This is a genomic window from Cobetia sp. cqz5-12 (assembly GCF_016495405.1).
Lineage (GTDB): Bacteria > Pseudomonadota > Gammaproteobacteria > Pseudomonadales > Halomonadaceae > Cobetia.
Window position 1 is genome coordinate 3,973,926 of the sequence record NZ_CP044522.1, and the last position, 26,626, is coordinate 4,000,551.

Here is a 26,626-nt window from a genome sequence, read left to right on the forward strand (position 1 = left end):
ACGTGCCGCGACCGACAAGCAATGTCAAGGTTTACGCGACCAATCGGCCGCCAGCCACCGTCCTTGCGCGGGTGCACGCCTTGACGGCCATAGGGGTGCCCCATAGCATTACCGCCAAACGGCACGCCACGGCGGCCTCACCTCTCGCTACGGGCACGACGATCTCATGCAAGCCGACGCATCGACCCTTCACGCGGCAGTGGCAGATGACTTCGCCGCCGTCGACCGCACCATCCTCGCGCAGCTCGAGTCGCGCGTGCCGCTGGTCCAGACCATCGGTCAGTACATCATCCAGAGTGGTGGCAAACGCCTGCGCCCGGTGCTGGTGCTGCTGGCAGCCCGCGCACTGGGCTATCAAGGCGAGAAACACGTTCATCTGGCCGCGCTGATCGAATTCATGCATACCTCGACCCTGCTGCACGATGATGTCGTGGATGAATCCAGTCTGCGTCGCGGTCGCTCCACCGCCAATGACACCTGGGGCAATGCGCCTTCGGTGCTGGTCGGTGACTTCCTCTATTCGCGTTCCTTCCAGATGATGGTCGAGGTCGGCTCGATGGACGTGATGGCGATTCTCTCCGCCGCCACCTGCACCATCGCCGAAGGGGAAGTCCTGCAGCTGACCAATATCGGCAACGCCGACATCGATGAAGCCGCCTACTTCGAGACCATCCACGGCAAGACCGCCATGCTGTTCGAGGCGGCCGCGCATGCCGGCGCGATTCTGGCCAGGGAAACCGACGACAGCGTCACGCCTGCACAGGTCGGCGCACTGCAGAACTATGGCCGCTATCTGGGCCTCGCCTTCCAGCTGATCGATGATCTGCTCGACTATCAGGGCGATGCCGAGACCATGGGCAAGAACGTCGGTGATGACCTGGCCGAAGGCAAGCCGACCCTGCCGTTGATTCGCGCCATGCAGGTCGGAAGCCCGGCGCAGGCCAGTCTGGTGCGCGGCGCCATCGAGAAAGGTGGGCTGGAGCAGCTCGACGAGGTGCTGGAAGTCGTGCGCCTCACGGGTGGCCTCGACTATACCCGCAGCCGCGCACAGGAGATGGCCGACAACGCCCTGAACGAGCTCAAGGCGCTGCCGGAGAGCGAATTCCGCGACAGCCTCGAGCGCATCGCGCTATTGAGCGTCGGCCGCCAGGCCTGATCGCACTCGAGGCAGTCATCATCTCGACAGCCGAATTGCCCCTTGAGACTCAGATAAAACTTTTTGACCTCAAGGGCTTGCAAAGCAAAGCTGCCTGCGTATAATTCACCTCCGTCGAGACAAGCTCACGACGCATCGGAGTATAGCTCAGCTTGGTAGAGCGCTGCCTTCGGGAGGCAGAGGTCGTAGGTTCGAATCCTGCTACTCCGACCAGATATCTGAAAAAGCCGCTGATCACTGATCAGCGGCTTTTTTGATGCTGGAAGGTTTTCCTGCGGCTCATGCTGCCCAGTGACAAACTCCCCTCCAACGCCTTACATCCCTCAGGATGCCACATGCACACACTGCGCCTTGCCATGCTGTCCCTGCTGCTCACGTCCCTGCTCTCCGCCTGCGCCTCTACCCGTACCCAATGGGAGAAGCCCGGCACCAACAGCACGGAGGCTCACAACACCTGGGCCGGCTGCCAGTACGAACTTGGCCTGACTGACAAGTCAGACAACGAGAAACAGACGCTGCTGAAGTACTGCATGGAGCGTGAAGGCTACCGACTGCAGAGCTACTGAGTCGCTCACCTGCCTCAATCGGACATCCAGGTATCACTCGCCTTGCGGGCCCGCTCGCGACCAGCACGCTCTCGGTCGCGGCGGGCCTTTTGCTTGAGGTAGTAACTGCGCAGGGCAAGGCCGAGACCGAAGGCCAGCATCAAGGCGAACACCAGCCCCTGCCAAGGGCGGGCGGCATCGCCAAGCCAGGTTTCCAGCGCGACGATGGCGATCAGGCCGGTGGCCTGACTGGCAACGGCGATCGCACGGCTACGGTCATAATGATGTGACAGCATGAGGATATCCTTGGAGCGTCCTCGGCGGCAGAGCAATGCTCAGCGCGAGGCGTGGATGTCGAAGTCCGTCGATTATCGCATACTCGAGCCTCGCGCCTGCAGCGCGCTTGCCACATGCAGGCCGACAGGCATAGCTGCCCTGAACGCTTCCCCGGACACCGCCAAAGGATAACCGCATGGATGCCATCGCCCTGGGCCCTGCCCTGATTTCCGTCGAACGCCTCTATGCCTTCGTGGCAGCCCTGGTGATGCTGATCGAGTTCTCGCTGCTGATGCGTCTGCTGACACGCATGCACGCCAGGGGTACGTCCGCGCCCGCTCATGACTCTCGCCCGCTGAGCCCCTCGCACTGGTTCAATCGCATGCTGGTCAGCTGGGTGATCGGCGCACGCCTCACTCATGTCGCCCTGCACTGGGCAAGTTATCAGCAGGCACCGCTGGATATCCTCAAGCTGTGGCAACCGGGCTACCACCTGCTCGGCGGCATGCTGGTCGCGACCCTGGCCAGCCTGTGGCTGCTGCGCCAGCATGGCACGATTCGCCAGGTCATCGCGCTGGGCAGCCTGATCCTGGGGCTGACCGCCTTCCTCGGACTCAAGCAACTCGACCCGCTGGGCAACGACTCCGCCATCGACGCGATGCCTGCCATCACTCTCAATCATCTGGACCGCCGCCCCGTGGCGCTGAATGACATCCAGGACGAGCGCGTGATCGTCAATCTGTGGGCCACCTGGTGCCCGCCCTGCCGACGCGAGATGCCACTGCTGGCAGAGGCCGATCAGAGACCCGGCGTCACCGTGGTATTGGCCAATCAGGGCGAGCAGGCACTGGCGGTGACCCGCTTTCTGAACAGCGAGCAGCTGACGCTCGAGTACGCGCTGCTCGACCCCGCCATGCAACTGATGGCACTGGCCGAGGCGCCGGGACTGCCCGCGACCCTGGTCTTCGATGGCGACGGACAGCTGATCGAGCGTCATGTCGGCGAGCTGAGCCGCGCCCAGCTGGACACCCTGCTACCGGCGTCACAACCATAGTGCGACACGCCGCTGGCCTCGCTCGATGCGACAAAGACGCTCGCTGGAAGAAAAGGCGCTTAAGCCACGGCGTCTGATCCGGTAAGATACCGCGCCCCTGTATTCCCGATTCCCGTCTTTGTCCTACCCCGAGGCTTCATGAGCGACTTCATTCCCGGTCAGCGCTGGATCAGTGACGGCGAGGCTGATCTCGGCCTTGGCACCATCCTCAATGTCGACTTCCGCACCGTCACCGTGCTCTTTGCCGCCAGCGAAGAAACCCGCACCTACAGTCTGCGCGAAGCGCCCCTTACCCGGGTGGCCTTCGGCAATGGCGACCGCATCCAGTCCGACGATGGCGAATGGCTGATCGTCGATGACTTCAAGGAAGTGCGCGGCCAGATCGTCTACATCTGTGAGCGCGGCGGCGAGCATGCCGGCGAGCTCATCGAGCTTCCCGAAGCCCGCCTGAACGACAAGATGCAGTTCAATCAGGCACGTGACCGCCTGCTGACCGGCCAGGTCGACCGCAATGACTGGTTCGACCTGCGCTACCGCACCCTGCGTCACTTCCATCGTGTCGAGCAGAGCCCGGCGCTGGGACTGTCCGGCCCCAAGGTCGACCTGGTACCGCACCAGCTGTACATCGCCGATGAAGTCTCGCGCCGTCACGCGCCGCGCGTACTGCTGGCCGATGAAGTCGGCCTGGGCAAGACCATCGAAGCCGGCCTGATCCTGCATCGCCTGCTGCTCAGCGGTCGTGCGCGTCGCGCCCTGATTCTGGTACCGGCAAGCCTGACTCACCAGTGGCTGGTCGAAATGCTGCGCCGCTTCGCGCTGGAGGTCTCGCTGCTCGATGAGGAGCAGTGCAAGGCCTATGGCACGAGCAATCCCTTCGAAGGCAATCAGATCATCCTGGCAAGCCAGGACTGGCTGTTCGCCAACCCGTCGCGTCAGGTCCAGGCTGCCGCCTGCGACTGGGACATGCTGATCGTCGATGAGGCCCACCACCTCGACTGGAGCGAAGACAAGGTCGGCCCGGGCTACGCCTGTGTCGAGTCCCTCGCCCGTCAGACCGCCGGCGTGCTGCTGCTGACCGCCACGCCGGAGCAGATGGGGCTCGAAAGCCACTTCGCACGCCTGCGCCTGCTCGACCCGGAGCGCTATCACGACATCGAGCGCTTCAAGGCCGAAGAACAAGGCTATGTGGCCGTCGCCAGCGCCATCGACGCCCTGGAAGCGCTGCCCGCCGATCAGTCCGGTCTCGACAGCCTCGCCAGCGTGCTGGATGACAGCGACAGCCGCGCCCTGCTCGACACCCTGATGGACAGCGATGCCGACGATGCCCAGCGCGACAGCGCGCGTCGCCAGCTGCGTGACCAGCTGCTCGACCGCCACGGCACCGGCCGCGTGATGTTCCGCAACTCACGCACCCATGTCGAAGGCTTCCCCGAGCGTCGCCTGCATGTCCACGAGCTGGAACTGCCCTCCTCCTATCGTCGCGTGGTGCGCAAGCTGGAGCGTGACGAGGACTATCTCGATGACCTGCTGATCGAGACCGGCATGAACCACCCCGAGGTGGTGCTGTTCCTCGACGAGATGTATCGCGCCCTGCCCGATGACCGCATGAACGCGGAACCCTGGTGGCAGATCGACCCGCGCGTCATGTGGCTGCTGGAAACCCTGACCGACCTCGGCAACGAGAAGGCGCTGGTGATCTGTCATACCGCCGATACCGCGCGTGAGCTGTCCGAAGGCCTGCGCGTGCTGGGCGGCGTGCATGCGCCGGTCTTCCATGAGGGCATGAGCCTGGTCGAGCGTGACCGTGCCGCCGCGGCCTTCGCCTCCGAAGAGGAAGGCGTGCAGCTGCTGGTATGTTCGGAAATCGGCTCGGAAGGTCGCAACTTCCAGTTCTGTCACCACCTGGTGATGTTCGACCTGCCGGTACACCCGGACCAGCTCGAACAGCGCATCGGGCGTCTGGATCGCATCGGTCAGCAGTTCCCGATCGAGATCCACGTGCCGGTCTTCGAAGGCTCGCCGGGCGCCCAGCTGCTGCGCTGGTACCGCGATGGCATGGACGCCTTCAGCGCGCCGCACGGCATCGGCAGCGAGCTCTACGCCCAGTTCGGCGACGAGCTGGAAGAGGCCCTGCTCGACAGCGAAGAGATCGACAGCATCATCGAGCAGACCCGCGAGCGCTTCGATGCCCTGCAGGAAGAGCGTCAGTCCGGCCGCAACCGCCTGCTGGAACTCAATGCCTGCCGTCACGAGCGCGCCGAGAAAGTCATCGCCGCCATCGAGACGCTGGACAACGACAAGGCGCTGCCCGGCTATCTGGAGCGCGCTTTCGACATCTTCGGCATCGAGAGCCGGGACCTCGGCGATGGCATCACCTATCTGGCACCAGGCCCGCACATGCTCGACGGCCTGCCAGGGCTGGTGAAGGGCGAGGAAGGCTTCAGCGTCACCAGTGACCGCGCCACCGCGCTGTCACGCGAAGACGTGCAGCATCTGTCGTGGGAGCACCCGCTGGTCCGCGAGATGCTGGTCCGCATCCTGGACGGCTCGATGGGCAACACCGCGCTGGCGCTGCTCAAGCACCCGGCGATTCCCGGTGGCCGCCTGATGACGGAAGTGGTGTTCCGCACCCAGTCCACCGCGCCGCGCGGCCTGCGTCTGGGACGTTTCCTGCCGCCGACCGCCATCCGCGTCCTGTTGGATGAAACCGGCAGCAACCTGTCCGACAAGGTGTCCTTCGGTGGTCTGGCCAAGAACCTCAAGCCGGTCAAGAAGGCGGTCGCACGCGACCTGATCAAGCAGAGCCACGCCACGCTGCGCAAGCTGATGAGCGATGCCGAGCAGGAAGCCGAGCGCGAATTGCCGACCATCGTCGAGCAGGCCCAGCAACAGATGCGCGAGCAGCTCAGTGCCGAACTGGCGCGCCTGGAAGCCCTGGCCAGCCACAACCCGGCCGTGCGCGAGGAAGAGCTCGAAGCGCTGCGTCAGGAGCGTGCCGCGCTGGATGGCGCCATCGAGACCACCCGTCTACGTCTGGATAGCGTGCGTGTCATCGTCACCGTGGATGCTCACGAACGTTGATCCGTCCGCTGCAATGATGGCTGGCAGCGCTGAGCAACACGAGACTGCCAGCCACTGAACAGCATGCGCCCCACCTGCCATTGGCAAGTGGGGCGCATTTCGTTGTACGTCGTCGAAAGCGTTACTCTCTGCCCTGCTCCACCTCCCATCATCCCTTTCGTTTCATCCTATCGTTTCACTACTACAGAGCACCCCAATGGCGAGATCACATCCAGAGAGCGACGAGGCAGCGTCAGGGCAGAGCTGGCAGGGAGAGCGCCTGGCCGAGGAAGGCGAGCGTGTCGCAAGGGTGGGGCTATCGCTACTGGCGGCGGGCGATGACTGGTGGGCGATCGACAAGCCGGCCGAGCTGCCCTCCGTGCCGGGGCGTGATCCCTCGCGCTTCGACAGTGTCCATTCGCGCCTGTGCCAGCTGAGCGACGATACCCGCGCCGTGCACCGTCTGGACGTGGCGACCTCCGGGGTGCTGCTGGTGGCACGCAATGTCGAGGGCCAGCGGCGGCTGTCGCGGCTCTTCCAGTCGCGCGCCCTCGAGAAACGCTACCTGGCCGTGGTAGCAGGGCATCTCACGCCCGCCGAGGGCAGCATCGCCCTGCCGCTGCGCTGCGACTGGCCACGCCGACCGCGTCAGATCGTCGACTTCACGCATGGCAAGTCGGCACTGACGCATTATCGGGTCGAGCAGCGTCTGACGCTCGAGGGCCAGCGCCCGGATGGTACTCCTCAGACTCTCGCCGCCAGCCGAGTGCAGCTCACACCGCATACCGGCCGTTCGCATCAGCTGCGCCTGCATATGTTGGCACTCGGCCACCCGATCATCGGTGATGGCTTCTATGCGCGTGGGGCGGCACTCAATGCCAGTCCACGCCTGTTGCTGCATGCACAGCGGTTGGTGATTCCGCCAACCAGCGACAGCGATGCCCCACCACTGGTGCTGGAAGCGCCACTGCCCTTCTAGCACTGCCTTCCTGTCAAGGCTCACTTGCGTGACAGGATATCGGCGAAGGCCACGTCGAGGGTCGGGTAATCGAAGGTGAAGCCGGCAGCCAGCAGACGCGCCGGCACCATGCGGGCGCCCTCCAGCAGCAGGGTGCTCATTTCCCCCAGCCCCAGCTTTAGCGCCTTGGCCGGTAGCGGCAGGATCGCCGGACGCCCCAGACCCCGAGCCAGAGCGTGGGTGAAGCCCATGTTGGTGACCGGATGCGGCGCGCTGGCATTGAAGGCGCCGCTGAGACTGTCATCCGTCAACAGGCGCTCGATGATGCGAATCATGTCGTGGCAGTGGATCCACGGCATGTAATGGCGCCCATCGCCCAGCCGCCCCCCGAGCCCGAGCTTGAAGGGCGTCAGCAGCTTGGCCAGCGTGCCGCCATCGGCTTCCATCACCAGGCCTGTGCGGATGATGGCCAGTCGCACGCCGTATTCGGTGACGGGCATGGCGGCCGCTTCCCAGTCACGACACAGGCGATGGTTGAAATCATCATGGGGCGTCGCCTGTTCATCGATCTCGACATCGCCCGGCTCGCCCGCCTTGGGCTGTGCGCCGTAATAGCCCATCGCCGAACCGGACACCATCACCTGCGGCGGATGACCTTCGGCGGCCAGCTGCTGACACAGCATCACCAGATGTTCGGTGGTCTCCAGCCGCGAACGGCGCAGCTCACGCTTGTGATCCTCGCTCCAGCGCCGCCCGGCGATCGACTCCCCCGCCAGATTGACGATGCCCTCCGGCTGCCAATCCTTGAAGGCCAGCGACGAATCCGCCGCGACCACCGTCAGCCCAAGGTCGGCAAACTGGCGCTCAGCCCGCTCCGGGCGGCGCGATACGACCGCCAGCGAGTGACCCGCAGCGGCCAGTGACTGACATAGCGCCTGGCCGACGAACCCCGTTGCACCCGTTATCAATATTCGCATGTTGCCCTCCTCGGCGATGAAGCATCGAGTGTGCCGACTTCCGCCATAAATCTATACTTATATTGTACAATTATGCGCAAGAAGTTAACTTTAGCGTATCTGCTGTCGAGTCACATGACAGCCCGTACCCCCTGAACACCGCCCGCGCAGGAGTCGCCTCCAGATGCCAGTATCGTCCATCGCCATCATCGGTGCCGGTATCGCCGGATTGTCAGCCGCCAGCCGACTGGCCGCCCAAGGCCATGCGGTGACGATATTCGAGAAGGCACGCGGCCCCGGCGGACGCCTGGCCAGTCGCCGCACGAGCGAAGGCCCCATCGACATCGGCGCGCAATACTTCACGGCGCGTGATCCACGCTTCCAGTCCGCGCTCGAGCAGTGGCGGGCCGCAGGCGTCGTCGCGCCCTGGGGCGAGAGACTGTTGAGCCTCGGCAAGTCGGCGTCTGACGAGAGCCAATGGCAGCGGCTGCGCGATGATTCCACCCGCTACGTGGCCAGCCCGCGCATGAGCGCCCTGAGCCGCCACCTCAGTGAACAGCTGCCGGCCTACGCCAGCCTGCACAGCGAAACGCGCATCACGCGCCTGATCGCGAGCGAAGGCACAGGCTGGCGGCTCGAGGACAGTCACGGCAATCACCACGGCCCCTTCGATCACGTGGTGATCAGCGCACCGGCGCCGCAGGCACTCGCCCTGCTGAGCGCGTCCGGCACCGACGCCCAGGGGGCGGCGCTCTGCGAGGACTCGCTTGCTCCGGCCCTGAGTGAGGCGCTGACGCAGGTGGAGATGGCACCAACCTGGACACTGATGGCCACTCTGGAGACACCGCTTCCCGCGCTGGGGGGCGATACTGACTGGCAAGGGTTGCTGGTCAGTCGCGGTGATGATGGTCCGCTGCGCTGCGTGATGCGCCAGCATTCGCGCCCCGGCCGCCAGGCACCGACACGTGCCCGGGAAACCCTGAGCCTGCTGGCGACCGCCGGCTGGAGCCGAGCGAATCTCGAGAAGTCGCCGCAGGAAGTCGCGACCTTGCTGTGGCAGGCCTTCGAGACACTGCCGGAGCTCCGCGAGCTGGCGCCGGGCTGGAGCCAAGGCAAGGTCACCCTTGCGGCGCATCGCTGGCGCTACGCCCACCCGACCCGGACACTGCAGCAGACCTCAGCGGCAGCCGGCCACAATGGCTATGACCAGAAGGGCCATGTCCAGAACGGCCATGTCCACAATGTCTGCGGCCAGGGGACATCCGGGCTATGGCTGGCCGGAGACGCCTTGCGTGGCCCGCGTGTCGAGGACGCCTGGCTGTCAGGGCACGAGGTCGCCGAACAGCTGCTCAACACCCTCGCCGTCAGCTGATACGCTGCCTCGACCCCTCATCGCCCACAGGATAGCTGCATGACTACGTCCACAGATCACGACAACGCCTTGATTCTATTGGCCCATGGGTCACGTGACCCGCGCTGGCGCGAGCCCTTCGAGGCACTGGAAGCCACGCTGGCCTCCCGCCTCAAGCGTCCGACGCGCCTGGCCTATATGGAGCTGTGCGATCCGCTGCTGACCGACACCATCGAGGCCCTGGCAGCAGACGGGGCCGCACGTATCGACATCCTGCCACTGTTCTTCGCGGCCGGCCGTCATCTGCGCGAGGACGTGCCCGCCATGTTGGAAGACTCGCAGCGCCAGCACCCCGACTGCCCCATCAGCCTGCTCGACCCGGTGGGAGCACATCCGGCCTTTGTCGAGGCCTTGATCCAGATTGTGGAGCAACAGGACAACGCCTAGACGGCCGATTTCATGACGGGACCTTAGGCGTCGAAGGCGCTGTGATGCACCTTCAAAAACATGCGCACCGGGGATGCGACGCAGCTTGCCTCTTGTCAGGCTCTGGCGGCTGCGCCATCCTGATGCCCACATGTACAGCTAGTGCACAAGATGCATTGCCGGTATCCCACAGCGCCCCATGTGACGACACTTCAACTTTACCCTGTGTGTCGTCCACACCTGTGCTTCACCCGGGATGCCTCGTCACCGCCAGAGGTAACACCATTCATGACTGACAAGGCCACGGAAACTGCCAGTTCGCCGCTGTTTCCGATCCGCGAAGTCTCTCGCCTGACCGGCGTCAATTCGGTCACGCTGAGAGCCTGGGAACGCCGCTACGGACTGATCGAGCCCCGCCGGACGCCCAAGGGGCATCGCCTGTATGCCCGCGAGGACATCGAGCGGATCGAACACATCCTGCAGTGGCTCAACCGCGGAGTACCTGTCAGCCAGGTACGCGAGCTGCTCGACCAGCCGCAGCCGGAAAGCACGCCGATGCCGGACGAAGGCAGCTGGAGCGGCCAGCAGCAGCTGGCACTGGCCGCCATCGATGCCCAGGACGAGGCGCGCCTGGCCGAGCTGTACAACCAGAGTCTGGCGCTGTACCCGGTCAGCAGCGTGGTCGAGCGCCTGTGGCGTCCTCTGCTCGAGCAGCTTGAGGAGCGCGGCACCGCCACCTTCGGCACCCGCCTGGCCCAGTGCTTCTTCGAGAGCTTCCTGCGTTCGCGCATCGGCGCCCGGCTGGTGTTTGCCAATCAGGAGCGTCACGCCCCGCACATCACGCTGACGCGCCTGCCGGAGGAACCGGGCCTGAGCTGGCTGCTGCTGTTCGCGCTGGTCGCCAGTGACGCCGGCTATCACGTCAGTCTGCTGGATGGCCCACTGCCGCTGGCAGAGTTGCCGCTGGCCGCAGAGCGCCTGCAGGCGCAGGCCGTGGTACTGGTCGGCACCCAGGCCGAGCGCTCGGATGTCATGCGCCGCCAGCTGCCACGGGTCGCAGAACAATTGAGCGTGCCGCTGGCCATCGCTGGCCCGGCCGCCCAGATTCGCCAGCAGGAGCTGGTAGACGGGCCCATCGAAGGCCTGGGGGCCGACCCGATTCAGGCGGTCGCTCGCCTGAGGTCCTTGATGGCACGTTGATCGCAGGCTCCTGCTCGGCATTGGTTTCACTGATCGCCAAGGAGCCCCGATGTCATCTGACTCACCATCCGCCTCTTCCCCCGCCTCCGCACCAGCGGGGGCTCCCCTGCAGCTGGTCTGGCTGCGCAGTGACCTGCGCGTACACGACAACACTGCTCTCTCGCAGGCCGCCACACGCGGCCCGGTCGTGGCCGTCGTCGCCCCCTGCCTGGCGCAGTGGGTCGAGCATGGCCATGGCGCCAACAAGCTCGACTTCCTGTGCCGCGGCCTGCATGTCCTGCAACAGGCACTCGCCGGCTATCACATCCCGCTCAAGGTGCTCGACTGCGACACCTTCGCTGAGGTACCCGAGGCGCTGGCCGCGCTGTGCGATCAACTTGGCGCCCAGGCGCTGCACTTCAATGACGAATATGCCGTCAATGAGCGTGGGCGCGACAGGCGCGTGCGTGAGCGCCTTGCCGAGAGCGACGTCCGCCTGCATCGCTATACCGACATGCTGGCCTTCACGCCCGGCGAGCTGCTGACCGGCAAGGGCGATTACTACGGCGTCTTCACGCCCTTCTCCAAGCGCTGGCACAAGGAAGTCGATTCCCGTCGTCTGGCGCTGAATGAGGCGCCTGACGTGCAAGCCACGCCCCGCGATGCCAAGGGGCGAGAGATCCATGGCGACGCCATCCCGCCACTGCCCGAGACGCTCAAGGGTGAACCGGTGACAGCGCTGGACGCCGAGCTGTGGCCGGCCGGCGAAGAGGCCGCGCAGGAGCGTCTGGAGCGCTTCCTGACCTTCCGCGCGCGCCGCTACCATGAGCAGCGCGACATCCCCGCCACACGGGGCACCAGCGAGCTGTCGCCCTACCTGGCGCTGGGCATGATCTCGGCCCGCCAATGCTACGCCGCCGTGCTGGCAGAGAATGGCAGCCTCGCCGATGGCGATGTCGGCCTGACTACCTGGGTCAACGAGCTGATCTGGCGCGAGTTCTATCAGCACATCCTGGTCGGCTTCCCGCGCGTCAATCGCCACCGTCCCTTCCAGCGCCATACCGAAGCCCTGCAATGGCGCGATGACGACGCAGGCTTCGCCGCCTGGTGCGAGGGCCGTACCGGTTACCCCATCGTCGATGCCGCCATGCGTCAGCTGGTGCAGACCGGCTGGATGCACAATCGCCTGCGCATGGTGACGGCGATGTTCCTCACCAAGCATCTTCTGATCGACTGGCGGCGCGGCGAGGCCTTCTTCATGACCCATCTCGTCGATGGTGAGCTGGGCGCCAACAATGGTGGCTGGCAATGGGCAGCCTCCACCGGCACCGACGCCGCGCCCTACTTCCGCATCTTCAATCCGACCACCCAGGGCCAGCGCTTCGACAAGGATGGCGAGTTCATCGCGAGCATGGTGCCGGAACTGGCCGAGCTGCCGGCCAAGCGGCGCCACCAGCCCAGTGCGGATGACTGCCAGCAGACGGGCTACCCACGACCGATCGTCGACCACAAGGCCGCCCGCCAGCGGGCGCTGGATACCTTCAAGGCGCTGTCAAAAAGCGAATGACCCCTCAAGCGGCCTGCTGATCTTCAGCAGGCCGCTCTTGTCTCCCTCCCCTTCAGGAGCATTGCCATGCAATCGCTGCCCGACGAGATGAGCCCGGCCCTGACTCGGGTATGTCGTCTTTACGAAAAGCTGGACAAAACCTCTACAGAACTGCTCAAATCAGTCTACAGTGACGATATCGTCTTCCGCGACCCCCTGCATGAAGTCCGCGGCCTGACGGCACTCAACGCCTATTTCTCAGGGTTGTACATGAATGTCGCCGCCATCGACTTCGTCTTTCATCACCCGCTGGGGCCGATGCCAGCACAAGACGCCGGCCCTGCGGATGAAGGCAATGCGGATGAAGGCAATGAACAGGGACTTGCCTGGCTCAGCTGGACGATGACCTATCGCCATCCCCGTCTGAACGGGGGCAAGGACATCAGCGTGCAGGGCGCCTCACGCCTCGAGTTCCGAGACGGGAAGGTCAACCAGCACCGTGATTTCTTCGATGCCGGGCAGCTGCTCTACGAGCAGCTGCCCATACTGCGCAACGTGATCGGCCTGCTGAAGCGACGCATGGGTTGAACAGAGATAGCCATCGTCCCTTCAAGCTGACATCTGCGAAGGCAAGCCCAGCGTTATATGAGTCGTTATCGAAACAACATGCCAAGGAGAGGAGATGGCCAGTCATAGCTCTACCACCTCAAAGGCTCGCAAACGTATCTGGCTGACCGGCGCCAGCTCCGGCATCGGCGAAGGACTGGCGCGCCGGCTGCTGGCGGATGGCCACCGGGTCGCCCTGAGCGCGCGCTCCGCCGACAAGCTTGAGGCCATCGCAGCCGATGCCGCGCAAGGCCCCGGGGAGGCGCTGGTCGTGACGCTCGACCTCACCGACCGTGAGGCCATCCGCGCGGCGGCCAGTCAGATAGAGGCCAGCTTTGGTGGACTCGACCTTGCACTGCTCAACGCTGGCACCTGCGAATATCTGGATGCACGGGAATTCGAGGCAGATCTGGTCCATCGCGTGTTCGCGACCAACTTCCAGGCCGCCGTGGATGTGATCGAAAGCGCCTTGCCGCTGCTGCGCATGGCAGCGGCAGACGGCGGTGAGCGGCCGCAGCTGGCAGCGGTCTCCAGCGCTTCGGCCTACCTGCCGCTGCCTCGCGCGGAGGCGTATGGCGCTTCCAAGGCCGCGGTGAGCTACTTCCTGGAGTCGCTGCGGCTGGACCTCGACAGCCAGGGCATCGATGTCAGCGTGATTCACCCCGGCTTCGTCAAGACACCGCTGACCGAGCGCAATGACTTCCCGATGCCGATGCAGGTCACTGTCGATCAGGCGGTCGAGGCGATCGTGGCGGGACTCGCGCGTCATCGGCTCGACATACATTTCCCGCGACGCTTCACGCTGCTGGTCAAGTTGCTGGGCATCCTGCCCGCCCCCTTGCGACGCAGCATCGGTCTACGCATGACCCGCGACTGAGTGCGCGGCAGGCAGACCCGACGCGACCTGACCGCGCCGATTACCCGGCAACGCTTCTGCTCATGACGACATGGTTCGATCTTCTTCTGGAGTGGCATGAACACGACAACGACCTACGCGACAGCGCCTCTACCCCGCCAGCGCATTGCCGTCATCGGCAGCGGTATCAGCGGCATGTCAGCGGCCTATTACCTGAGTCGCAAGCATGAAGTGCATGTCTTCGAGTCAGCCGAGCGTCTGGGCGGCCACACTGCCACCATGGATGTGCAGGGCGCCGATGGCAGCGACTGGGCCATCGACACCGGCTTCATCGTCTTCAACGACCGCACCTACCCGCATTTCCAGCGCCTGCTGGAACGCCTCGGCGTGGCCTATCAGCCCACCGAGATGAGCTTCTCGGTGCACACCACCGCCGAGGACTTCGAGTACAACGGCCACACCCTGCTGTCGCTGTTCGCCCAGAAGCGCAATCTGCTGCGCCCGCGCTTCTATCGCCTGTTGCGCGACATCCTGCGCTTCAACAAGCAGGCTGCCGACGATCTGGACGACGGCAAGCTCGCCGAGGGCGCGACCCTGGGCAGCTACCTGGATGCCAATGGCTACTCGCAGGTCTTCCGTGAGCATTACCTGCTGCCGATGGGTGCGGCGATCTGGTCCGCCAGCATCGCGGATATCGCGCAGTTCCCGCTGCTGTTCTTCGTGCGCTTCTTCCGCCATCACGGCCTGCTGTCGGTCAATGATCGACCGCAGTGGTTCACGCTGGTCGGTGGCTCACGTACCTACATCGCGCCGCTGACCGAGGGCTACGCCGAGCGCATTCGCCTCAACAGCAAGATCACTCGTGTCCTGCGCGACGCCGACGGGGTGACGCTTGAGCATGCCGATGGCCGCCGTGATCGCTTCGACCAGGTGGTGATGGCCGGTCATGCGCCGCAGGCGTTGGCACTGCTCGGCGATGCCAGCGAGCTGGAACACGCGGTACTGGGAGCGATCACGACCCAGCGCAATGAGGTAGTGATGCATACCGACACCTCGCTGCTGCCCAGGCGCAAGGCAGCCTGGGCGAGCTGGAACTACCGCCTCGACGGACGCGACGACGCCCAGCGGGCCAGCGTCACCTATGACATGAACATCCTGCAGCGCCTTGATGAGCGCGAGCATTCGCCCCGTGAGACCTTCTGCATCACCCTCAATGACAGCGACGCGATTGATCCCGCTCGGGTGCTGGGGCGTTATGCCTATGACCATCCGCGCTTCACGCTGGCCGCCGAAGCCGCCAAGGCGCGCTTTGCGCAGATTTCCGGCGCACAAGCCAAGGCGGAGGGCCCGGTGGGCCGCACCCATTTCTGTGGTGCCTGGTGGCGCAATGGTTTCCATGAGGATGGCGTATGGAGCGCGCTGCGGGTCGCCGAGGCATTGGGTGCTCGCGAGGCAGACGATTGAGGGCGCCCGCCAGCCGCATCGGCTATGGCACGCTGCGCCACCGCCGCCACGCGCCGCGCCAGCATGCCTTTCGCTATCGTGTTGCCATGGCGTGGCTGGCACTGGATGAGCTGCCAACGCTGATGGCCGGCAAGCGCCTGGTGAGTGCCAGTCACGCCGCACCACTGGCCTTTCGCGACAGTGACCATCTACCGGCCGCGGTCCACGACATTGGCGATGGTCCACTCGAGGAACGGGTGCGCTCCGCCTGTCAGCGCGAGCTAGCCCGCAGTGGTGATCACGCGCCGCTGCCACAGGGACGCATCTTTCTGCTGACCCAGCTGCGTCACTTCGGCATCGGCTTCAACCCGATTCGCGTCTATTACCTCTATCACGTCTCCGGCCAGCTGGGCGCCGTGCTCGGAGAGGTAACCAATATCCCCTGGGGAGAGCGCGTGCTGTATGCCGCCCGTACGGACCCGCAGCGTCGCATGCAGGCGGCGCAGTTCGACAAGCGCATGCATGTCTCGCCCTTCATGCCGATGGGCATGCGCTATCACTGGCGCTTCAACGACCCCAGCGCAGATGAGCTGTTGCTGCACATGGAAAACCATCCCCTTACCGGAGATACGACGCGGATAGCACAGCATTCGCTGTTCGATGCCAGCCTGAGCCTGCACCTGGAACCGGCTACCCCGCGCGCCTTTCATCGCCTGCTGCTGCGTTTCCCCTGGATGACGCTCAAGACGGTCGCAGGCATACATTTCGAGGCGCTGCGTCTGGCGCTCAAGCGCGTGCCGATCTTCGACCATCCGCGCTCGCCGTCTTCATCATGAGGAACTCATCATGAGCCAATTCGAACCCGCCCCCCCCACGCTGGCCACGACCCGGGCACCGGCAGACCGCCTGACCCGGCTATTGCGGCCACGCCTGCTGCGCATGCTCGACAAGCTCGAGGGTGGCAGCCTGACGGTGCTCGAAGGGCGTGAGCGCCACGTGCTGGGTCAGGGCGGCGCGCGCAACGTCACGCTGCGTATCCATGACTCACGCGCGTGGCGGCGTATGGCACTGGGAGGCACCGTCGCGGCGGCGGAGGCCTACATGGATGGCCAGTGGGAGACGGATGATCTGGTCGGGCTGGTACGCCTGTTCGCCTACAATCTCGAACAGGTCAATGACTCGGTGGACAGCGGGACGTCACGCCTGTCCAAGTGGGCGTTGAGCGTCGCCTACGCGCTGGCACGCAATACGCTGGCGGGGTCGAAGCGCAATATCTCGGCGCATTACGATCTCGGCAATGATCTCTTCGAGCTGTTCCTCGATCGCGAGCACCGCATGTATTCCGCGGCGGTGTTCCCCTATCCCGAAGCCAGTCTGGAGGCGGCCTCGACCCACAAGCTGGAGAAGCTGTTCAACCTGCTGGAACTGGGGCCGCAGCATCACCTGCTGGAAATCGGCACCGGCTGGGGCGGGCTGGCGATCCATGCCGCAAGAACACGTGGCTGCCGCGTGACCACCACGACCATTTCCGATGAGCAGCACGCCTATACCAGGGCGCGTATCGCCGCGGAAGGGCTGGAGGATCGCATCACCCTGCTCAAGGAAGACTACCGGGCACTGGAAGGCCGCTTCGATCGCATCGTCTCGGTGGAGATGATCGAGGCGGTCGGCCATCAGTACCTGCCGACCTATCTGAAGACCCTCGAGCGCCTGCTCGAGCCGCAAGGCCTGATCGCGCTTCAGGCCATCACGATTCGTGATCAGCGCTTTGCGGCCGCCAGCCGCGAAATGGACTTCATCAAGCGCTACATCTTCCCTGGCGGCTTCCTGCCATCCCATGCGGCGATTCTCACCGCCATGCAGCAGGATACCCAGCTGAACCTGTTGCAGCTCGAGGATATCGGCCTGCACTACGCCGCCACGCTCAAGGCCTGGGGGCAGCGCTTCGAGGCGCGTCTCGGGGAGGTCTATGCACAGGGCTACGACGAGCGCTTCGTGCGCATGTGGCGTTACTACCTGGCGTACTGCGAGGGGGGCTTCCGCGAGCGCACCATCGGCACCTGTCAGCTGTTGCTGGGAGGGCCGGGGGCGCGTCCGATACAGGCGGGGCTCCAGGATTGGGACGCCTGAACATGCTGTCCGAGCGTCCTGGAGCACTGCTCAATGCCGGACTTTTCCAGCTCGGCTGGTTCTGCTGCGTGCTGGGTGGCTCGACAGTCGCCCTGCTGGCCACGCCGCTGATACTGGCCGCACATCTGGGGCTGATCGTGCCAACGGGTGAGCGCCTGCGCGAGCTGCGCTGGCTGGCGGCCTTCCTGGCGTTGGGGATGGTAGTGGATGGCAGCCTGTCACTGGCCGGCGGCTACACCATCACCTCGGACACGCCTGACTGGGCGCACTGGCTGCCCCTGCCTGTCTGGATGTGGTGTCTGTGGCCGCTGTTCGCCAGCACGATCCATCATGCGCTGCGCTGGTTGTGGCAGCGGCCCTGGCTGGCGGCGGCTGGCGGTGCCATCAGCGCGCCGCTGTCCTATTACGGCGGGGCGCAGCTCGCCAATGTGACCCTCGCCGACTGGCTGCTACCCGCCCAGGCATTGATCTGGGGCGGGCTGTGTCTGGGTATCGCACGCCTTCACGGGCCTGCCCAGCGCGCCTGAGAGCATCAGGCAGCCTTGATGGCCAGATTGCCGGCCTCGTAGCCGTTGAGTCGCTCGATGACCTCACCCGCGGGCGCCGGCCGCGAGAAGTAGAATCCCTGGATCCAGCCGCAGCCATTCGATACCAGGTATTCACGCTGCTCAGCGGTCTCGACACCTTCCGCGATCATCTCCATGCCCAGGCCCTTGGCCATCGCCAGCACCGCCATGGTGATGGCGGCATCCGCACGCTCGCCGGGCAGACTGCGGATGAAGGCGCGGTCCAGCTTGAGCTTGTCCACCGGCAGGTCCTTCAGATAGGCAAGTGACGAATAGCCGGTACCGAAGTCATCCACCGCGATCTGGTGGCCGCGAGCGCGTAGTGCCGCCAGGCGCCGTGAGACATCGCCGGCACGTTCATCCAGCAATACCGATTCCGTCAGCTCCAGCCCGATGGAGCTGGCAGGTACGTCATACTCCATCAACAGGCCCGCCAGCGAGGCCTCAAAACCACCCTGGATCAGCTGCAAGGCCGAGACATTGACCCAGATGCACAGGCGATGACCGCCACGCCGCCAGCTGGCCTGCTGCTGTACTGCCTCGCGCAGCACCCAGTTGCCCAGGCGCAACATCAGGCCATGGCGCTCGGCCAGCGGCACGAACTCAGCCGGTGAGATGGCACCCCGCAGCGGATGCTTCCAGCGCAACAGCGCCTCGACACTCGCGACCTTGCCGGTGCTGGCGTCGTGCTGACATTGATAGTGCAGCTGCAATTGCCCCTGGCTTTCGATGGCGATCCGCAGGTCATTCGCCAGCCCCAGTTGCAGGTCACCACCAGCATCCAGTGCGGGCTGGAAGCGCATGTCGGTATTACGGCCATGTCGCTTGGCGGCATACAGGGCGCTTTCCAGGCGCTGCATCAGCACATCGGCGTCAGCGCCATCATCCGGAGCGCGGCAGCTGCCGATCGACAGCGCAAGGTGCAGCGCCTGATCGCCGATCTCGAAGGGCTTGGTCAGCACCTGGCGCAGCTCATCCACCCAGGCGGTGTGCTCGCCCCCTGCCGTTGAGCGCAGAATGACGAACTCGTCGCCACCGATGCGCCCTACCACGCCGCCACGCGCCAGCGCCGTCAGTCGCTGGGAGAACTGCTGCAACAGGCGATCCCCCCCTTCCGCGCCCAGGGCATCATTGATGCTTTTGAGCGCATCGATATCGATCAACGCCAGGTCCATCGCTTCCCCGGCGCGCAGGCCATTGAGGCGACTGACCAGCAGGTCGCCCAGCCGGCGACGGTTGGGCAGGCCCGTCAGGGCATCTTCCAGCCCCAGACGCTGCAAGTCCTGCTCGCGCGCCTTGTGGCGGGTGATATCGGTAAAGAGAGCGACATGGAAGACATCTCCCCCCTGCTCGATACGGCGTGCCCGCAGCCACTCGGGGTATTCATCTCCCTGCTTGCGCCGATTCCAGACCTCGCCCTCCCAGTGGCCATTGACCTCGAGCGCCTGGCGATAACGGGCGTGAAACTCCTCGTCATGACGCCCGGAAGAGAGCAGGGAAGGGTTGCGACCAATGATCTCTTCCGGTGCGTAACCGGTGATATGACTGAAGGCGGCATTCACGGCCAGCACCCGATTGTGGCGATCACTGATCACCAGACCATCACTGCTCAGGTGCACGGCGGCTTCCAGCAGCTGACGATGCAGCAGCTGGCGCCGACGCTGGCGCGCGATGTCCAGCCCCGCCAGAACGGCAGGCAGCAACGCGGCGACACGCAGCTCGAGCCCCGGCAACCAAGGCAGCGCTGTCAAGGCAACGAGCGCCCCGATGATCAGGGGCCGATTGAAGTGGGCTTGCGGCCACATAAGCAGCTCTCGGTGGAAGGGGGCATCGGGGGGTGATCCTGCATTTGCAGGAGCGGGCCACTCTCGGCACGGCTCCAGTGGATTGCGATCGATGCCGGCAAAGGGGATCCCGCGCGAATCACACACTAGCTCCTATCGACCACTTTCGCCCCAGCTGTAGGACTTATTTGCACCCGCCCTTGCTGCCCTTTAGTCTGGCCCCCACGTGCATTCAGGGGTGCCAGCCATTAGACTAGCCCCATTCAGGCGCTCAGGTGCCTCGTACGGCATTACCATCCCGCTACTCGGAATGACTCAGTGACCAAGCAACACTCCTTTACTCGCGACGAGCTGCTGGCCTGTGGCCAGGGCGAACTCTTCGGCCCGGGCAATGCGCAACTGCCTGCTCCCAACATGCTGATGCTGGATCGCATCACTCACATCAGTGAGGAAGGCGGTAGCCACGGCAAGGGTCAGCTGATTGCTGAGCTGGATATCTCTCCGGACCTGTGGTTCTTCGACTGCCACTTCCCGGGTGATCCGGTGATGCCGGGCTGCCTGGGCCTCGATGCCATGTGGCAGCTGGTGGGCTTCCACCTCGGCTGGCTCGGCAATCCGGGCCGTGGCCGCGCGCTGGGCTGCGGCGAGGTCAAATTCTCTGGCCAGGTGCTGCCGACCGCCAAGAAAGTGACCTACACCATCAACATCAAGCGAGTCATCACTCGCAAGCTGATCCTCGGCATCGCCGATGGTACAGTGACAGTTGACGGTCGCGACATCTATCAGGCCAACGACCTGCGCGTCGGTCTGTTCACCTCCACTGCGAACTTCTGAACGGGAGGCTCCCATGCGTAGAGTGGTAGTCACCGGGCTGGGCATTGTTTCCTGCCTGGGCAATGATCGCCAGCAGGTCCTGGAATCGCTCCGCGAAGGACGTTCTGGTATCCGCCGCAAAGAGGAATACGCCGAGCTGGGCTTCCGTAGCCATGTGGCCGGCGTTGTCGACATCAAACTCGAAGACCACATCGATCGCAAGCAATTGCGCTTCATGGGGGATGCTGCGGCCTATGCCTACATCTCCATGGCGCAGGCGATTGCCGATTCCGGTCTCACCGAAGAGCAGGTTTCCCACGAGCGTACCGGCCTGATCGCCGGTTCCGGTGGCGCTTCCTCCGCGAACCAGGTCGAGGCCGCAGACGTGATGCGCGCCAAGGGCCTGCGTCGCGTCGGTCCCTACCGCGTCACTCGCACCATGGGCTCGACCGTCTCTGCCTGTCTGGCCACGCCGTTCAAGATCAAGGGCATCAACTACTCGATTTCCTCGGCCTGTGCCACGTCTGCCCACTGCATCGGTAGCGCCGTGGAACAGATCCAGCTGAACAAGCAGGACATCGTGTTTGCCGGTGGCGGTGAAGAAGAGCACTGGACCCTGTCCTGCCTGTTCGATGCCATGGGCGCCCTGTCCACCAGCTACAACGACACGCCGGAAACCGCATCGCGTCCGTACGACAAGACGCGTGATGGCTTCGTCATCGCTGGCGGCGGCGGCATGCTGGTGCTCGAGGAACTGGAACACGCCAAGGCACGCGGTGCGAAGATCTACGCCGAAGTGACCGGCTATGGCGCGACCTCCGATGGTCACGACATGGTGGCACCGTCCGGCGAAGGTGCAGCACGCTGCATGCGCCAGGCGATGGCGACCGTGAATGGCGATATCGACTACATCAACACCCACGGCACCTCGACGCCGGTGGGCGATGTGGCCGAGCTCAAGGCCATCCAGGAAGTCTTCGGTGCCGCCAGCCCGGCAATGAGCTCGACCAAGTCGCTGACGGGTCACTCTCTGGGCGCTACAGGTGTGCAGGAAGCCATCTACTCCATGCTGATGATGGAGAACGACTTCATTGCCGCGTCTGCCAATGTCAGTGAGCTGGATGACCGCGCCGAAGGCCTCGACATCGTCACGACCCGTCGTGATGGCGTCAAGATCGACCGTGTGCTGTCCAACAGCTTCGGCTTCGGTGGCACCAACGCCTGCTTGATTCTGGAACGTTTCCAGGACTGATTCAGCACGCGTTCAGCAGACATGCATTCTGCAGATACGCGCTGGTGTGAGACACGAAAAGGCCGCCCTTCAGGGCGGCCTTTTTGCTGGCTGTCCGGTGCTTGCTGGAGCACCGGATGCATCAGATGAACAACAGGGAAAGCGTCAGAAAGTCAGGCACCGACACTATCGGCCGCCGCTTCCTCTTCCAGCGGCGGACGCTGGACGCTGGAGATTTCCTGCAGCTTGGCCTCGACCCAGGCCTCGACGTCGGCGATCACCGCATCCGGCTTGCGCCCTGCCGTCTCGATGGCCGGGCCATAGGCGACATGGATGGTGCCCGGGCGCTTGATCCAGCTGTCGTTGGGCCAGATCTCACCGGCATTGTGCGCCACCGGCACCACCGGCACGCCGGCACGGCAGGCAATCGCGGCGCCGGACTTGTTGAACTTCTTGCGGGTCCCCGGCGCGATGCGCGTGCCTTCCGGGAAGATCAGCACGGTAAAGCCGTCCTTGAGGCGCTGGGTGCCCACTGACAGCACCTGCTTGAGCGCCTTGGCCGGCTGGGTGCGATCCAGCGGAATCGGTTCCAGCAGCTTCAGCCCCCAGCCGAAGACCGGAATCTTCAGCAGCTCCTGCTTGAGTACGGTGCATAGCGGGCGCTTGGCCACCTGCAGATAGATGGTTTCCCACTCGCTCTGGTGGTTGGCCAGCAGCACGCAGGCCCCCTTCGGCAAGGTGTCACGCCCGCTCACCTGCACCTTCACGCCGCAGGTCAGGCGGAACCACCACAGCACGATATGGTTGTAGCTATGCAGGACACGGTAGCGCGCCTGTAGCGGAAGGCAGGCCGCCAGCGGCACCAGCACCACGGCGCTGAGCAGCAACGCCATGAAATAACCTACATAAAACAGCACGCTACGCAGCGCATTCACAGGCACAGTCTCCACAGGTCAGATCGAATCAGGGCGAGATGAGCCGGAGGCGCGCTGCGCGATCCAGTCATCCATCAGGCGGGATAGTTCGAGGCGCCACGGCTTCTGATGCACACCGAAGGTGTCCAGCACGCGACGGCAGTTGAGCACACGCCGCAGCGGCGTACCGGCGTTGAGGGTCAGCGCCTTGAGCGGGCCTGCGGCCACCGTCTCGCCCAGCCCCTCGAGGCGGGTGATCAACTGGGTGCGCACGACACTGACGAAGGCGTAGGTGCTGATGGGCTCGGTGCCGGCCAGATGATAGGCCCCCCAGGCATCCGCACCGCAGCGCTGTTGCTGAAGCATGCCGATCAACGCCATCGCCACGGCATCGACACTGGTCGGGCACAGTATGACGTCCTCGGCGGCACGCACCTCCTCCCCCGCCAGCAGGCGCTCGATCAACGTCGGCAACCAGGCATCACGCCCTTCCGGACCGAACAGCGGGCCCAGGCGCACGATCAGGTGATTGGGCAGCTCGGCACGGATGCGATCACCGGTCGCGATGACGCGGCGCAGCGCCGTATCGATCGGCGAGGGCACCTCGTCCTCGTCGAGCAAGCCTTCGCCGCCCTGCTCGAACATCTGATCTGCCACGCACCATACCAGCGGTGTACCGGTCTCGATGCAGGCGGCCAGCACTTGCTCCACCGCCTCGGCATGCGCCATCACCTCGGCAGGTGCGGAATCGGCCGGACGTGCGAACGGCGGCACGATGACGACATCCGCCTGGCTGGCACGGATGTCATCGGCATCGATACGGTCTGACTCGACGGCATTGAGCTCCAGGTCAGCGCGCGTACCGGCCGCACGGATAAGACCCAGGCCAAGACAATGCCCGGCATCTAGCAGCAAGAGTTTCACAGGCAGGCTCCAGCAAACAGGCGCATCGCCGCAAGAGGCGACGATGCAAAGATGTCATTCTATCAACCTTGCAGACTGGCTGCAGGCCCGTTATTGCGTGGAGTGATGGGGATCAGCGGGGCGCCGATCGGGTGAGGACGGCCGATGCCGTAGCCTTGCACGAAGTCGACACCGATCAACTCGAGGGCGGGAATCAGCTCAAGACGCTCGACATATTCCGCCACCGTGATGATGCCCATCTGGGCACAGATGCCACAGATGGCGGAGACGATGGCGGCGTCAAGGCTATCGCGTGTCAGGTTGCGCACGAAGGCGCCGTCGATCTTGAGCTGATTGACCGGCAGCTCCTTGAGATAGGCAAAGGACGACATGCCGCTGCCAAAGTCGTCCAGGGCGAAGCTGCAGCCGAGCCGGCGCATGCTATAGATGAACTCGCGCGCCTGGGCCAGATTGCTGATGGCCGCCGTCTCGGTGATCTCGAAGCACAGCCGCTGTGGCATGACGGAGCTTTGCGTGACCAGCGACGCCAGCTGATCGCGCATGCGCAGATCGCCCATGCTCTGGCCGGAGAGATTGATCGCCAGCACGGCGTCCGACTCGATGCGACCGTCATCAGACTCAAGAACCTGCAGCGCCTGGGTGACGACCCAGATATCAATCTCGGGCATCAGGCCGAATCGCTCCGCCGTCGCCATGAAGTGCGCCGGGGCCAGGTGCTCGCCCGAGTCGTTGACGTAGCGCAGCAGCACCTCGTAGTAGGGCTTGCTGGTGGCATCACTCAGCGAGCGGATCGGCTGGATGTAAAGCGTGAAGCGATCATTCTCCAGCGCCTCGTGCAGCAGCGGCAGCCACTGCACCTCGCGCTGGGCGCGCTCGAACCCAGCATCTCCGTCATGGTAGGCATGCACCTGATTGCGCCCGCTCTGCTTGGCCATGTAGCAGGCCCCATCCGCCTGACGCAGGACCTCGGAGGCCTGGACACCACTTTCAACCGGCGCGACCCCGATACTGACGCCCAACTGGAATGGCCGTCCCTCATCGTAGTAACGATAGGCACTGACGGCCGCGCACAGCGCTTCGGCACGCTCGATGGCCTGCTCGCGAGAGCAGCGATAGAGCAACACGGCGAACTCATCGCCCCCCAGGCGCGCCAGCACATCCGTTTCCCGCACATGTGCTCGCATCAGCGCGGAGAGCTCGCGCAATACGGTGTCTCCGGCCGCGTGGCCGCAGGTGTCATTGACCACCTTGAAGAAGTCGAGGTCCAGGTACAGCAGCTGATGAAAACCGCCATCGGCCAACGCCTCGGTGAGAGAGTCATCGAAGGCGGTGCGATTGTGCAGCCCTGTCAGGCTGTCGTGATGTGCCTGGAAGTTGAGGCGCCGAATCATGGCCTGGCGATAGCTGATGTCGCGGAAGACCAGTACCGCCCCCTCGACATCCCCACTGCGACGGCGCACGGGCGAGGCCTTGAGCTCAACGGCACATTCACTGCCATCGCGTGCCACCAGTAGCGTCTGGCTGGACATGTGGACCACTTCGCCGCGCTGCAAGACCCCTTCCAGCTGGTTGGCAACGGACTGCAACGTACCTTCATGGCGCAGCTGCAAGATACGCGTCCAGGGGCGCCCGCGGGCCAGCGACGGGTCCCAGCCACACAATTCGGCAGCGATGGGGTTGATGTGCTGGATGTGGCCCTCGCGATCGAGGCTGATCACTCCCTCATCGATGGAATCCAGCATGACCGCCACCTGATCGCGCTCATGACGCAGCTCTCGGGTCCGATACTCCAGCAGACCATCCAGACGCGAACGGTAATGACGGCTGCGACGCATGCGCTGTTCGGCACTGATGGCCAGGAGTGCCAGCCCCAGTACAGCCAGGGTCGCGATCGCGATGGCCAGGGCCAGCCACAGATTCTGCCCGGAGTTCATGCCCGCCCCAGCGGGGGAGATGATGGGCGTGGTCAACGGCATCATCTCCATCGCCGCCATGCCGATGTAATGCATGCCGGCGATGGCAAGCCCCATCGCGCCGGCCGCCAAGGCCTGATAAGTGCGATTGGGGCGACGCTGGCGCAAGAAGAAGCCTCCCAGCCACAGGGCCGCCGTCGCGGCCACCACCGCCACCACGATGGACACCGCGAACAGCAGCGGGTCATAGCGGTAGGGCATGTTCATCTGCATCGCCGCCATGCCGGTGTAGTGCATCGTGGCGATGCCACCGCCCATGATGGCCCCGCTCGTCATCAACAACATCGGCGTCAGACGTGGCAGCGTATTCACCCAGAGCGCCAGCCCCGAGGCCAGCATCGCGATCAGCACCGACAACGCCGTCAGACCGGGCGCATAGGTGACCGAAGCCTGACTTTCATATGCCAGCATGCCGATGAAATGCATGGCCCAGATACCCAGCCCCATCGCCACGGCTCCGCCCACCAGCCAACCCAGGCTGGTGGCGCGCGAAGGGGCCAGCGCGACCTGACGAATCAGCTGCAGCGCTGCATGTGAAGCCAGCACGGCGACCACGATTGACAGGGCGACCAGTGGATAGGAATAACTGCCATGCATGAATAACCTCGATCATCAGGGGCATGCCACAGTCGGCAAGGATAGGGGCGGAAATCCGACAACGGCGTCATGTCGCCAGCACCCTCTCTGGAGTACCACGACAGGCTTCTCAGGCCATGGATTGCCACCCGACAACCTTGGCAGCCCAGCGGCGAGATAACAAAAGAATACGGACACGAAGCGTTATTGCACAACGCTCGTTTGCAACGCATGTATGACTCGCGCCCAATCACCCTTACGCGCGGCACAAGCCACTGGATGTCGCGCTCGAAATCATTTTTC

23 protein-coding genes and 1 tRNA gene are annotated in these 26,626 nt (G+C 64.4%); 18 read left to right on the forward strand and 6 right to left on the reverse strand.

Features of this window, described 5'->3' with window-relative positions:
* Positions 1–166: 166 nt before the first annotated feature.
* The 3 genes from ispB (at position 167) to F8A90_RS16480 (ending at position 1,722) form a co-directional block, all read left to right on the forward strand.
* Positions 167–1,156, forward strand: a complete 990-nt coding sequence (gene ispB, locus F8A90_RS16470; protein WP_166020071.1) for an octaprenyl diphosphate synthase — start codon at positions 167–169, stop codon at positions 1,154–1,156.
* Between the two features lie 136 nt (positions 1,157–1,292).
* Positions 1,293–1,369 (forward strand) — tRNA-Pro (locus F8A90_RS16475).
* Between the two features lie 122 nt (positions 1,370–1,491).
* Entirely contained in the window at positions 1,492–1,722 is a 231-nt protein-coding gene (locus tag F8A90_RS16480; protein ID WP_200018033.1) for a hypothetical protein, read from the forward strand.
* A gap of 14 nt (positions 1,723–1,736) precedes the next feature.
* Here F8A90_RS16480 and F8A90_RS16485 read toward each other — a convergent pair whose 3' ends face one another.
* Positions 1,737–1,997: a hypothetical protein gene (locus F8A90_RS16485; protein ID WP_166020070.1), complete on the reverse strand. Its 261-nt coding sequence runs from the start codon at positions 1,995–1,997 to the stop codon at positions 1,737–1,739.
* Positions 1,998–2,173: 176 nt separating this feature from the next.
* On the opposite strand from F8A90_RS16485, the gene F8A90_RS16490 reads away from it, so the two are divergent.
* The 3 genes from F8A90_RS16490 (at position 2,174) to F8A90_RS16500 (ending at position 7,070) form a co-directional block, all read left to right on the forward strand.
* Complete coding sequence (locus tag F8A90_RS16490; RefSeq protein WP_200018034.1) at positions 2,174–3,031, forward strand: TlpA disulfide reductase family protein; 858 nt, start codon at positions 2,174–2,176, stop codon at positions 3,029–3,031.
* 138 nt (positions 3,032–3,169) lie between these two features.
* Positions 3,170–6,112 (forward strand): RNA polymerase-associated protein RapA, encoded by a 2,943-nt coding sequence (gene rapA, locus F8A90_RS16495; RefSeq protein WP_200018036.1) that lies wholly within the window; start codon positions 3,170–3,172, stop codon positions 6,110–6,112.
* A 196-nt stretch (positions 6,113–6,308) separates the two neighbouring features.
* Complete coding sequence (locus F8A90_RS16500; RefSeq protein ID WP_200018045.1) at positions 6,309–7,070, forward strand: RluA family pseudouridine synthase; 762 nt, start codon at positions 6,309–6,311, stop codon at positions 7,068–7,070.
* A 20-nt stretch (positions 7,071–7,090) separates the two neighbouring features.
* Here the strand turns inward: F8A90_RS16500 and F8A90_RS16505 are convergent, their stop codons facing one another.
* On the reverse strand, positions 7,091–8,026 hold the full coding sequence (locus F8A90_RS16505; RefSeq protein WP_200018046.1) for a TIGR01777 family oxidoreductase: 936 nt from the start codon (positions 8,024–8,026) through the stop codon (positions 7,091–7,093).
* Positions 8,027–8,189: 163 nt separating this feature from the next.
* Here F8A90_RS16505 and F8A90_RS16510 point away from each other — a divergent pair, with 163 nt between their 5' ends.
* The 10 genes from F8A90_RS16510 (at position 8,190) to F8A90_RS16555 (ending at position 18,069) form a co-directional block, all read left to right on the forward strand.
* Positions 8,190–9,377 (forward strand): NAD(P)/FAD-dependent oxidoreductase, encoded by a 1,188-nt coding sequence (locus F8A90_RS16510; protein WP_200018052.1) that lies wholly within the window; start codon positions 8,190–8,192, stop codon positions 9,375–9,377.
* Positions 9,378–9,416: 39 nt separating this feature from the next.
* Positions 9,417–9,803 (forward strand): sirohydrochlorin chelatase, encoded by a 387-nt coding sequence (locus F8A90_RS16515; protein ID WP_166020064.1) that lies wholly within the window; start codon positions 9,417–9,419, stop codon positions 9,801–9,803.
* 267 nt (positions 9,804–10,070) lie between these two features.
* On the forward strand, positions 10,071–10,982 hold the full coding sequence (locus F8A90_RS16520; protein WP_043335996.1) for a MerR family transcriptional regulator: 912 nt from the start codon (positions 10,071–10,073) through the stop codon (positions 10,980–10,982).
* Between the two features lie 49 nt (positions 10,983–11,031).
* A complete protein-coding gene (phrB, locus tag F8A90_RS16525; protein WP_200018053.1) occupies positions 11,032–12,528 on the forward strand; it encodes a deoxyribodipyrimidine photo-lyase in 1,497 nt (498 codons plus the stop codon).
* A 66-nt stretch (positions 12,529–12,594) separates the two neighbouring features.
* Positions 12,595–13,095: a nuclear transport factor 2 family protein gene (locus F8A90_RS16530; protein WP_233593368.1), complete on the forward strand. Its 501-nt coding sequence runs from the start codon at positions 12,595–12,597 to the stop codon at positions 13,093–13,095.
* Between the two features lie 94 nt (positions 13,096–13,189).
* A complete protein-coding gene (locus tag F8A90_RS16535) occupies positions 13,190–13,990 on the forward strand; it encodes an SDR family NAD(P)-dependent oxidoreductase (RefSeq protein WP_166020062.1) in 801 nt (266 codons plus the stop codon).
* Between the two features lie 96 nt (positions 13,991–14,086).
* Positions 14,087–15,433 carry an NAD(P)/FAD-dependent oxidoreductase gene (locus tag F8A90_RS16540; protein WP_200018054.1) on the forward strand — a complete coding sequence of 449 codons (1,347 nt, stop codon included), beginning with the start codon at positions 14,087–14,089 and terminating at the stop codon, positions 15,431–15,433.
* Positions 15,430–16,248, forward strand: coding sequence for a DUF1365 domain-containing protein (locus F8A90_RS16545; protein WP_233593369.1), 819 nt, complete (start codon positions 15,430–15,432; stop codon positions 16,246–16,248). Before F8A90_RS16540 ends, F8A90_RS16545 begins: the two co-directional genes overlap by 4 nt.
* A 10-nt stretch (positions 16,249–16,258) precedes the next feature.
* Entirely contained in the window at positions 16,259–17,542 is a 1,284-nt protein-coding gene (locus F8A90_RS16550; protein WP_200018059.1) for an SAM-dependent methyltransferase, read from the forward strand.
* 2 nt (positions 17,543–17,544) lie between these two features.
* On the forward strand, positions 17,545–18,069 hold the full coding sequence (locus F8A90_RS16555; RefSeq protein ID WP_200018061.1) for a DUF2878 domain-containing protein: 525 nt from the start codon (positions 17,545–17,547) through the stop codon (positions 18,067–18,069).
* Between the two features lie 5 nt (positions 18,070–18,074).
* On the opposite strand, the gene F8A90_RS16560 is transcribed toward F8A90_RS16555, so the two are convergent.
* On the reverse strand, positions 18,075–19,859 hold the full coding sequence (locus F8A90_RS16560) for a putative bifunctional diguanylate cyclase/phosphodiesterase (protein WP_325096929.1): 1,785 nt from the start codon (positions 19,857–19,859) through the stop codon (positions 18,075–18,077).
* Between the two features lie 351 nt (positions 19,860–20,210).
* Here F8A90_RS16560 and fabA point away from each other — a divergent pair, with 351 nt between their 5' ends.
* Both fabA and fabB read left to right on the forward strand, forming a co-directional pair.
* On the forward strand, positions 20,211–20,726 hold the full coding sequence (gene fabA / locus F8A90_RS16565; protein ID WP_043334808.1) for a 3-hydroxyacyl-[acyl-carrier-protein] dehydratase FabA: 516 nt from the start codon (positions 20,211–20,213) through the stop codon (positions 20,724–20,726).
* A 13-nt stretch (positions 20,727–20,739) separates the two neighbouring features.
* A complete protein-coding gene (gene fabB / locus F8A90_RS16570) occupies positions 20,740–21,957 on the forward strand; it encodes a beta-ketoacyl-ACP synthase I (protein WP_200018064.1) in 1,218 nt (405 codons plus the stop codon).
* A 152-nt stretch (positions 21,958–22,109) separates the two neighbouring features.
* On the opposite strand, the gene F8A90_RS16575 is transcribed toward fabB, so the two are convergent.
* The 3 genes from F8A90_RS16575 to F8A90_RS16585 form a co-directional block, all read right to left on the reverse strand.
* A complete protein-coding gene (locus F8A90_RS16575) occupies positions 22,110–22,829 on the reverse strand; it encodes a lysophospholipid acyltransferase family protein (protein WP_200018065.1) in 720 nt (239 codons plus the stop codon).
* Between the two features lie 60 nt (positions 22,830–22,889).
* Positions 22,890–23,774, reverse strand: a complete 885-nt coding sequence (locus F8A90_RS16580; RefSeq protein ID WP_166020056.1) for a sugar nucleotide-binding protein — start codon at positions 23,772–23,774, stop codon at positions 22,890–22,892.
* 62 nt (positions 23,775–23,836) lie between these two features.
* On the reverse strand, positions 23,837–26,344 hold the full coding sequence (locus F8A90_RS16585) for a bifunctional diguanylate cyclase/phosphodiesterase (protein WP_200018066.1): 2,508 nt from the start codon (positions 26,342–26,344) through the stop codon (positions 23,837–23,839).
* Positions 26,345–26,626: the final 282 nt, after the last annotated feature.

Coding starts and splice junctions, on each gene's coding strand:
- ispB (WP_166020071.1), top strand. CDS start 167: ATGCAAGCCGACGCATCGACCCTTCACGCGGCAGTGGCAGATGACTTC.
- F8A90_RS16480 (WP_200018033.1), top strand. CDS start 1,492: ATGCACACACTGCGCCTTGCCATGCTGTCCCTGCTGCTCACGTCCCTG.
- F8A90_RS16485 (WP_166020070.1), bottom strand. CDS start 1,997: ATGCTGTCACATCATTATGACCGTAGCCGTGCGATCGCCGTTGCCAGT.
- F8A90_RS16490 (WP_200018034.1), top strand. CDS start 2,174: ATGGATGCCATCGCCCTGGGCCCTGCCCTGATTTCCGTCGAACGCCTC.
- rapA (WP_200018036.1), top strand. CDS start 3,170: ATGAGCGACTTCATTCCCGGTCAGCGCTGGATCAGTGACGGCGAGGCT.
- F8A90_RS16500 (WP_200018045.1), top strand. CDS start 6,309: ATGGCGAGATCACATCCAGAGAGCGACGAGGCAGCGTCAGGGCAGAGC.
- F8A90_RS16505 (WP_200018046.1), bottom strand. CDS start 8,026: ATGCGAATATTGATAACGGGTGCAACGGGGTTCGTCGGCCAGGCGCTA.
- F8A90_RS16510 (WP_200018052.1), top strand. CDS start 8,190: ATGCCAGTATCGTCCATCGCCATCATCGGTGCCGGTATCGCCGGATTG.
- F8A90_RS16515 (WP_166020064.1), top strand. CDS start 9,417: ATGACTACGTCCACAGATCACGACAACGCCTTGATTCTATTGGCCCAT.
- F8A90_RS16520 (WP_043335996.1), top strand. CDS start 10,071: ATGACTGACAAGGCCACGGAAACTGCCAGTTCGCCGCTGTTTCCGATC.
- phrB (WP_200018053.1), top strand. CDS start 11,032: ATGTCATCTGACTCACCATCCGCCTCTTCCCCCGCCTCCGCACCAGCG.
- F8A90_RS16530 (WP_233593368.1), top strand. CDS start 12,595: ATGCAATCGCTGCCCGACGAGATGAGCCCGGCCCTGACTCGGGTATGT.
- F8A90_RS16535 (WP_166020062.1), top strand. CDS start 13,190: ATGGCCAGTCATAGCTCTACCACCTCAAAGGCTCGCAAACGTATCTGG.
- F8A90_RS16540 (WP_200018054.1), top strand. CDS start 14,087: ATGAACACGACAACGACCTACGCGACAGCGCCTCTACCCCGCCAGCGC.
- F8A90_RS16550 (WP_200018059.1), top strand. CDS start 16,259: ATGAGCCAATTCGAACCCGCCCCCCCCACGCTGGCCACGACCCGGGCA.
- F8A90_RS16555 (WP_200018061.1), top strand. CDS start 17,545: ATGCTGTCCGAGCGTCCTGGAGCACTGCTCAATGCCGGACTTTTCCAG.
- fabB (WP_200018064.1), top strand. CDS start 20,740: ATGCGTAGAGTGGTAGTCACCGGGCTGGGCATTGTTTCCTGCCTGGGC.
- F8A90_RS16575 (WP_200018065.1), bottom strand. CDS start 22,829: ATGGCGTTGCTGCTCAGCGCCGTGGTGCTGGTGCCGCTGGCGGCCTGC.
- F8A90_RS16585 (WP_200018066.1), bottom strand. CDS start 26,344: ATGCATGGCAGTTATTCCTATCCACTGGTCGCCCTGTCAATCGTGGTC.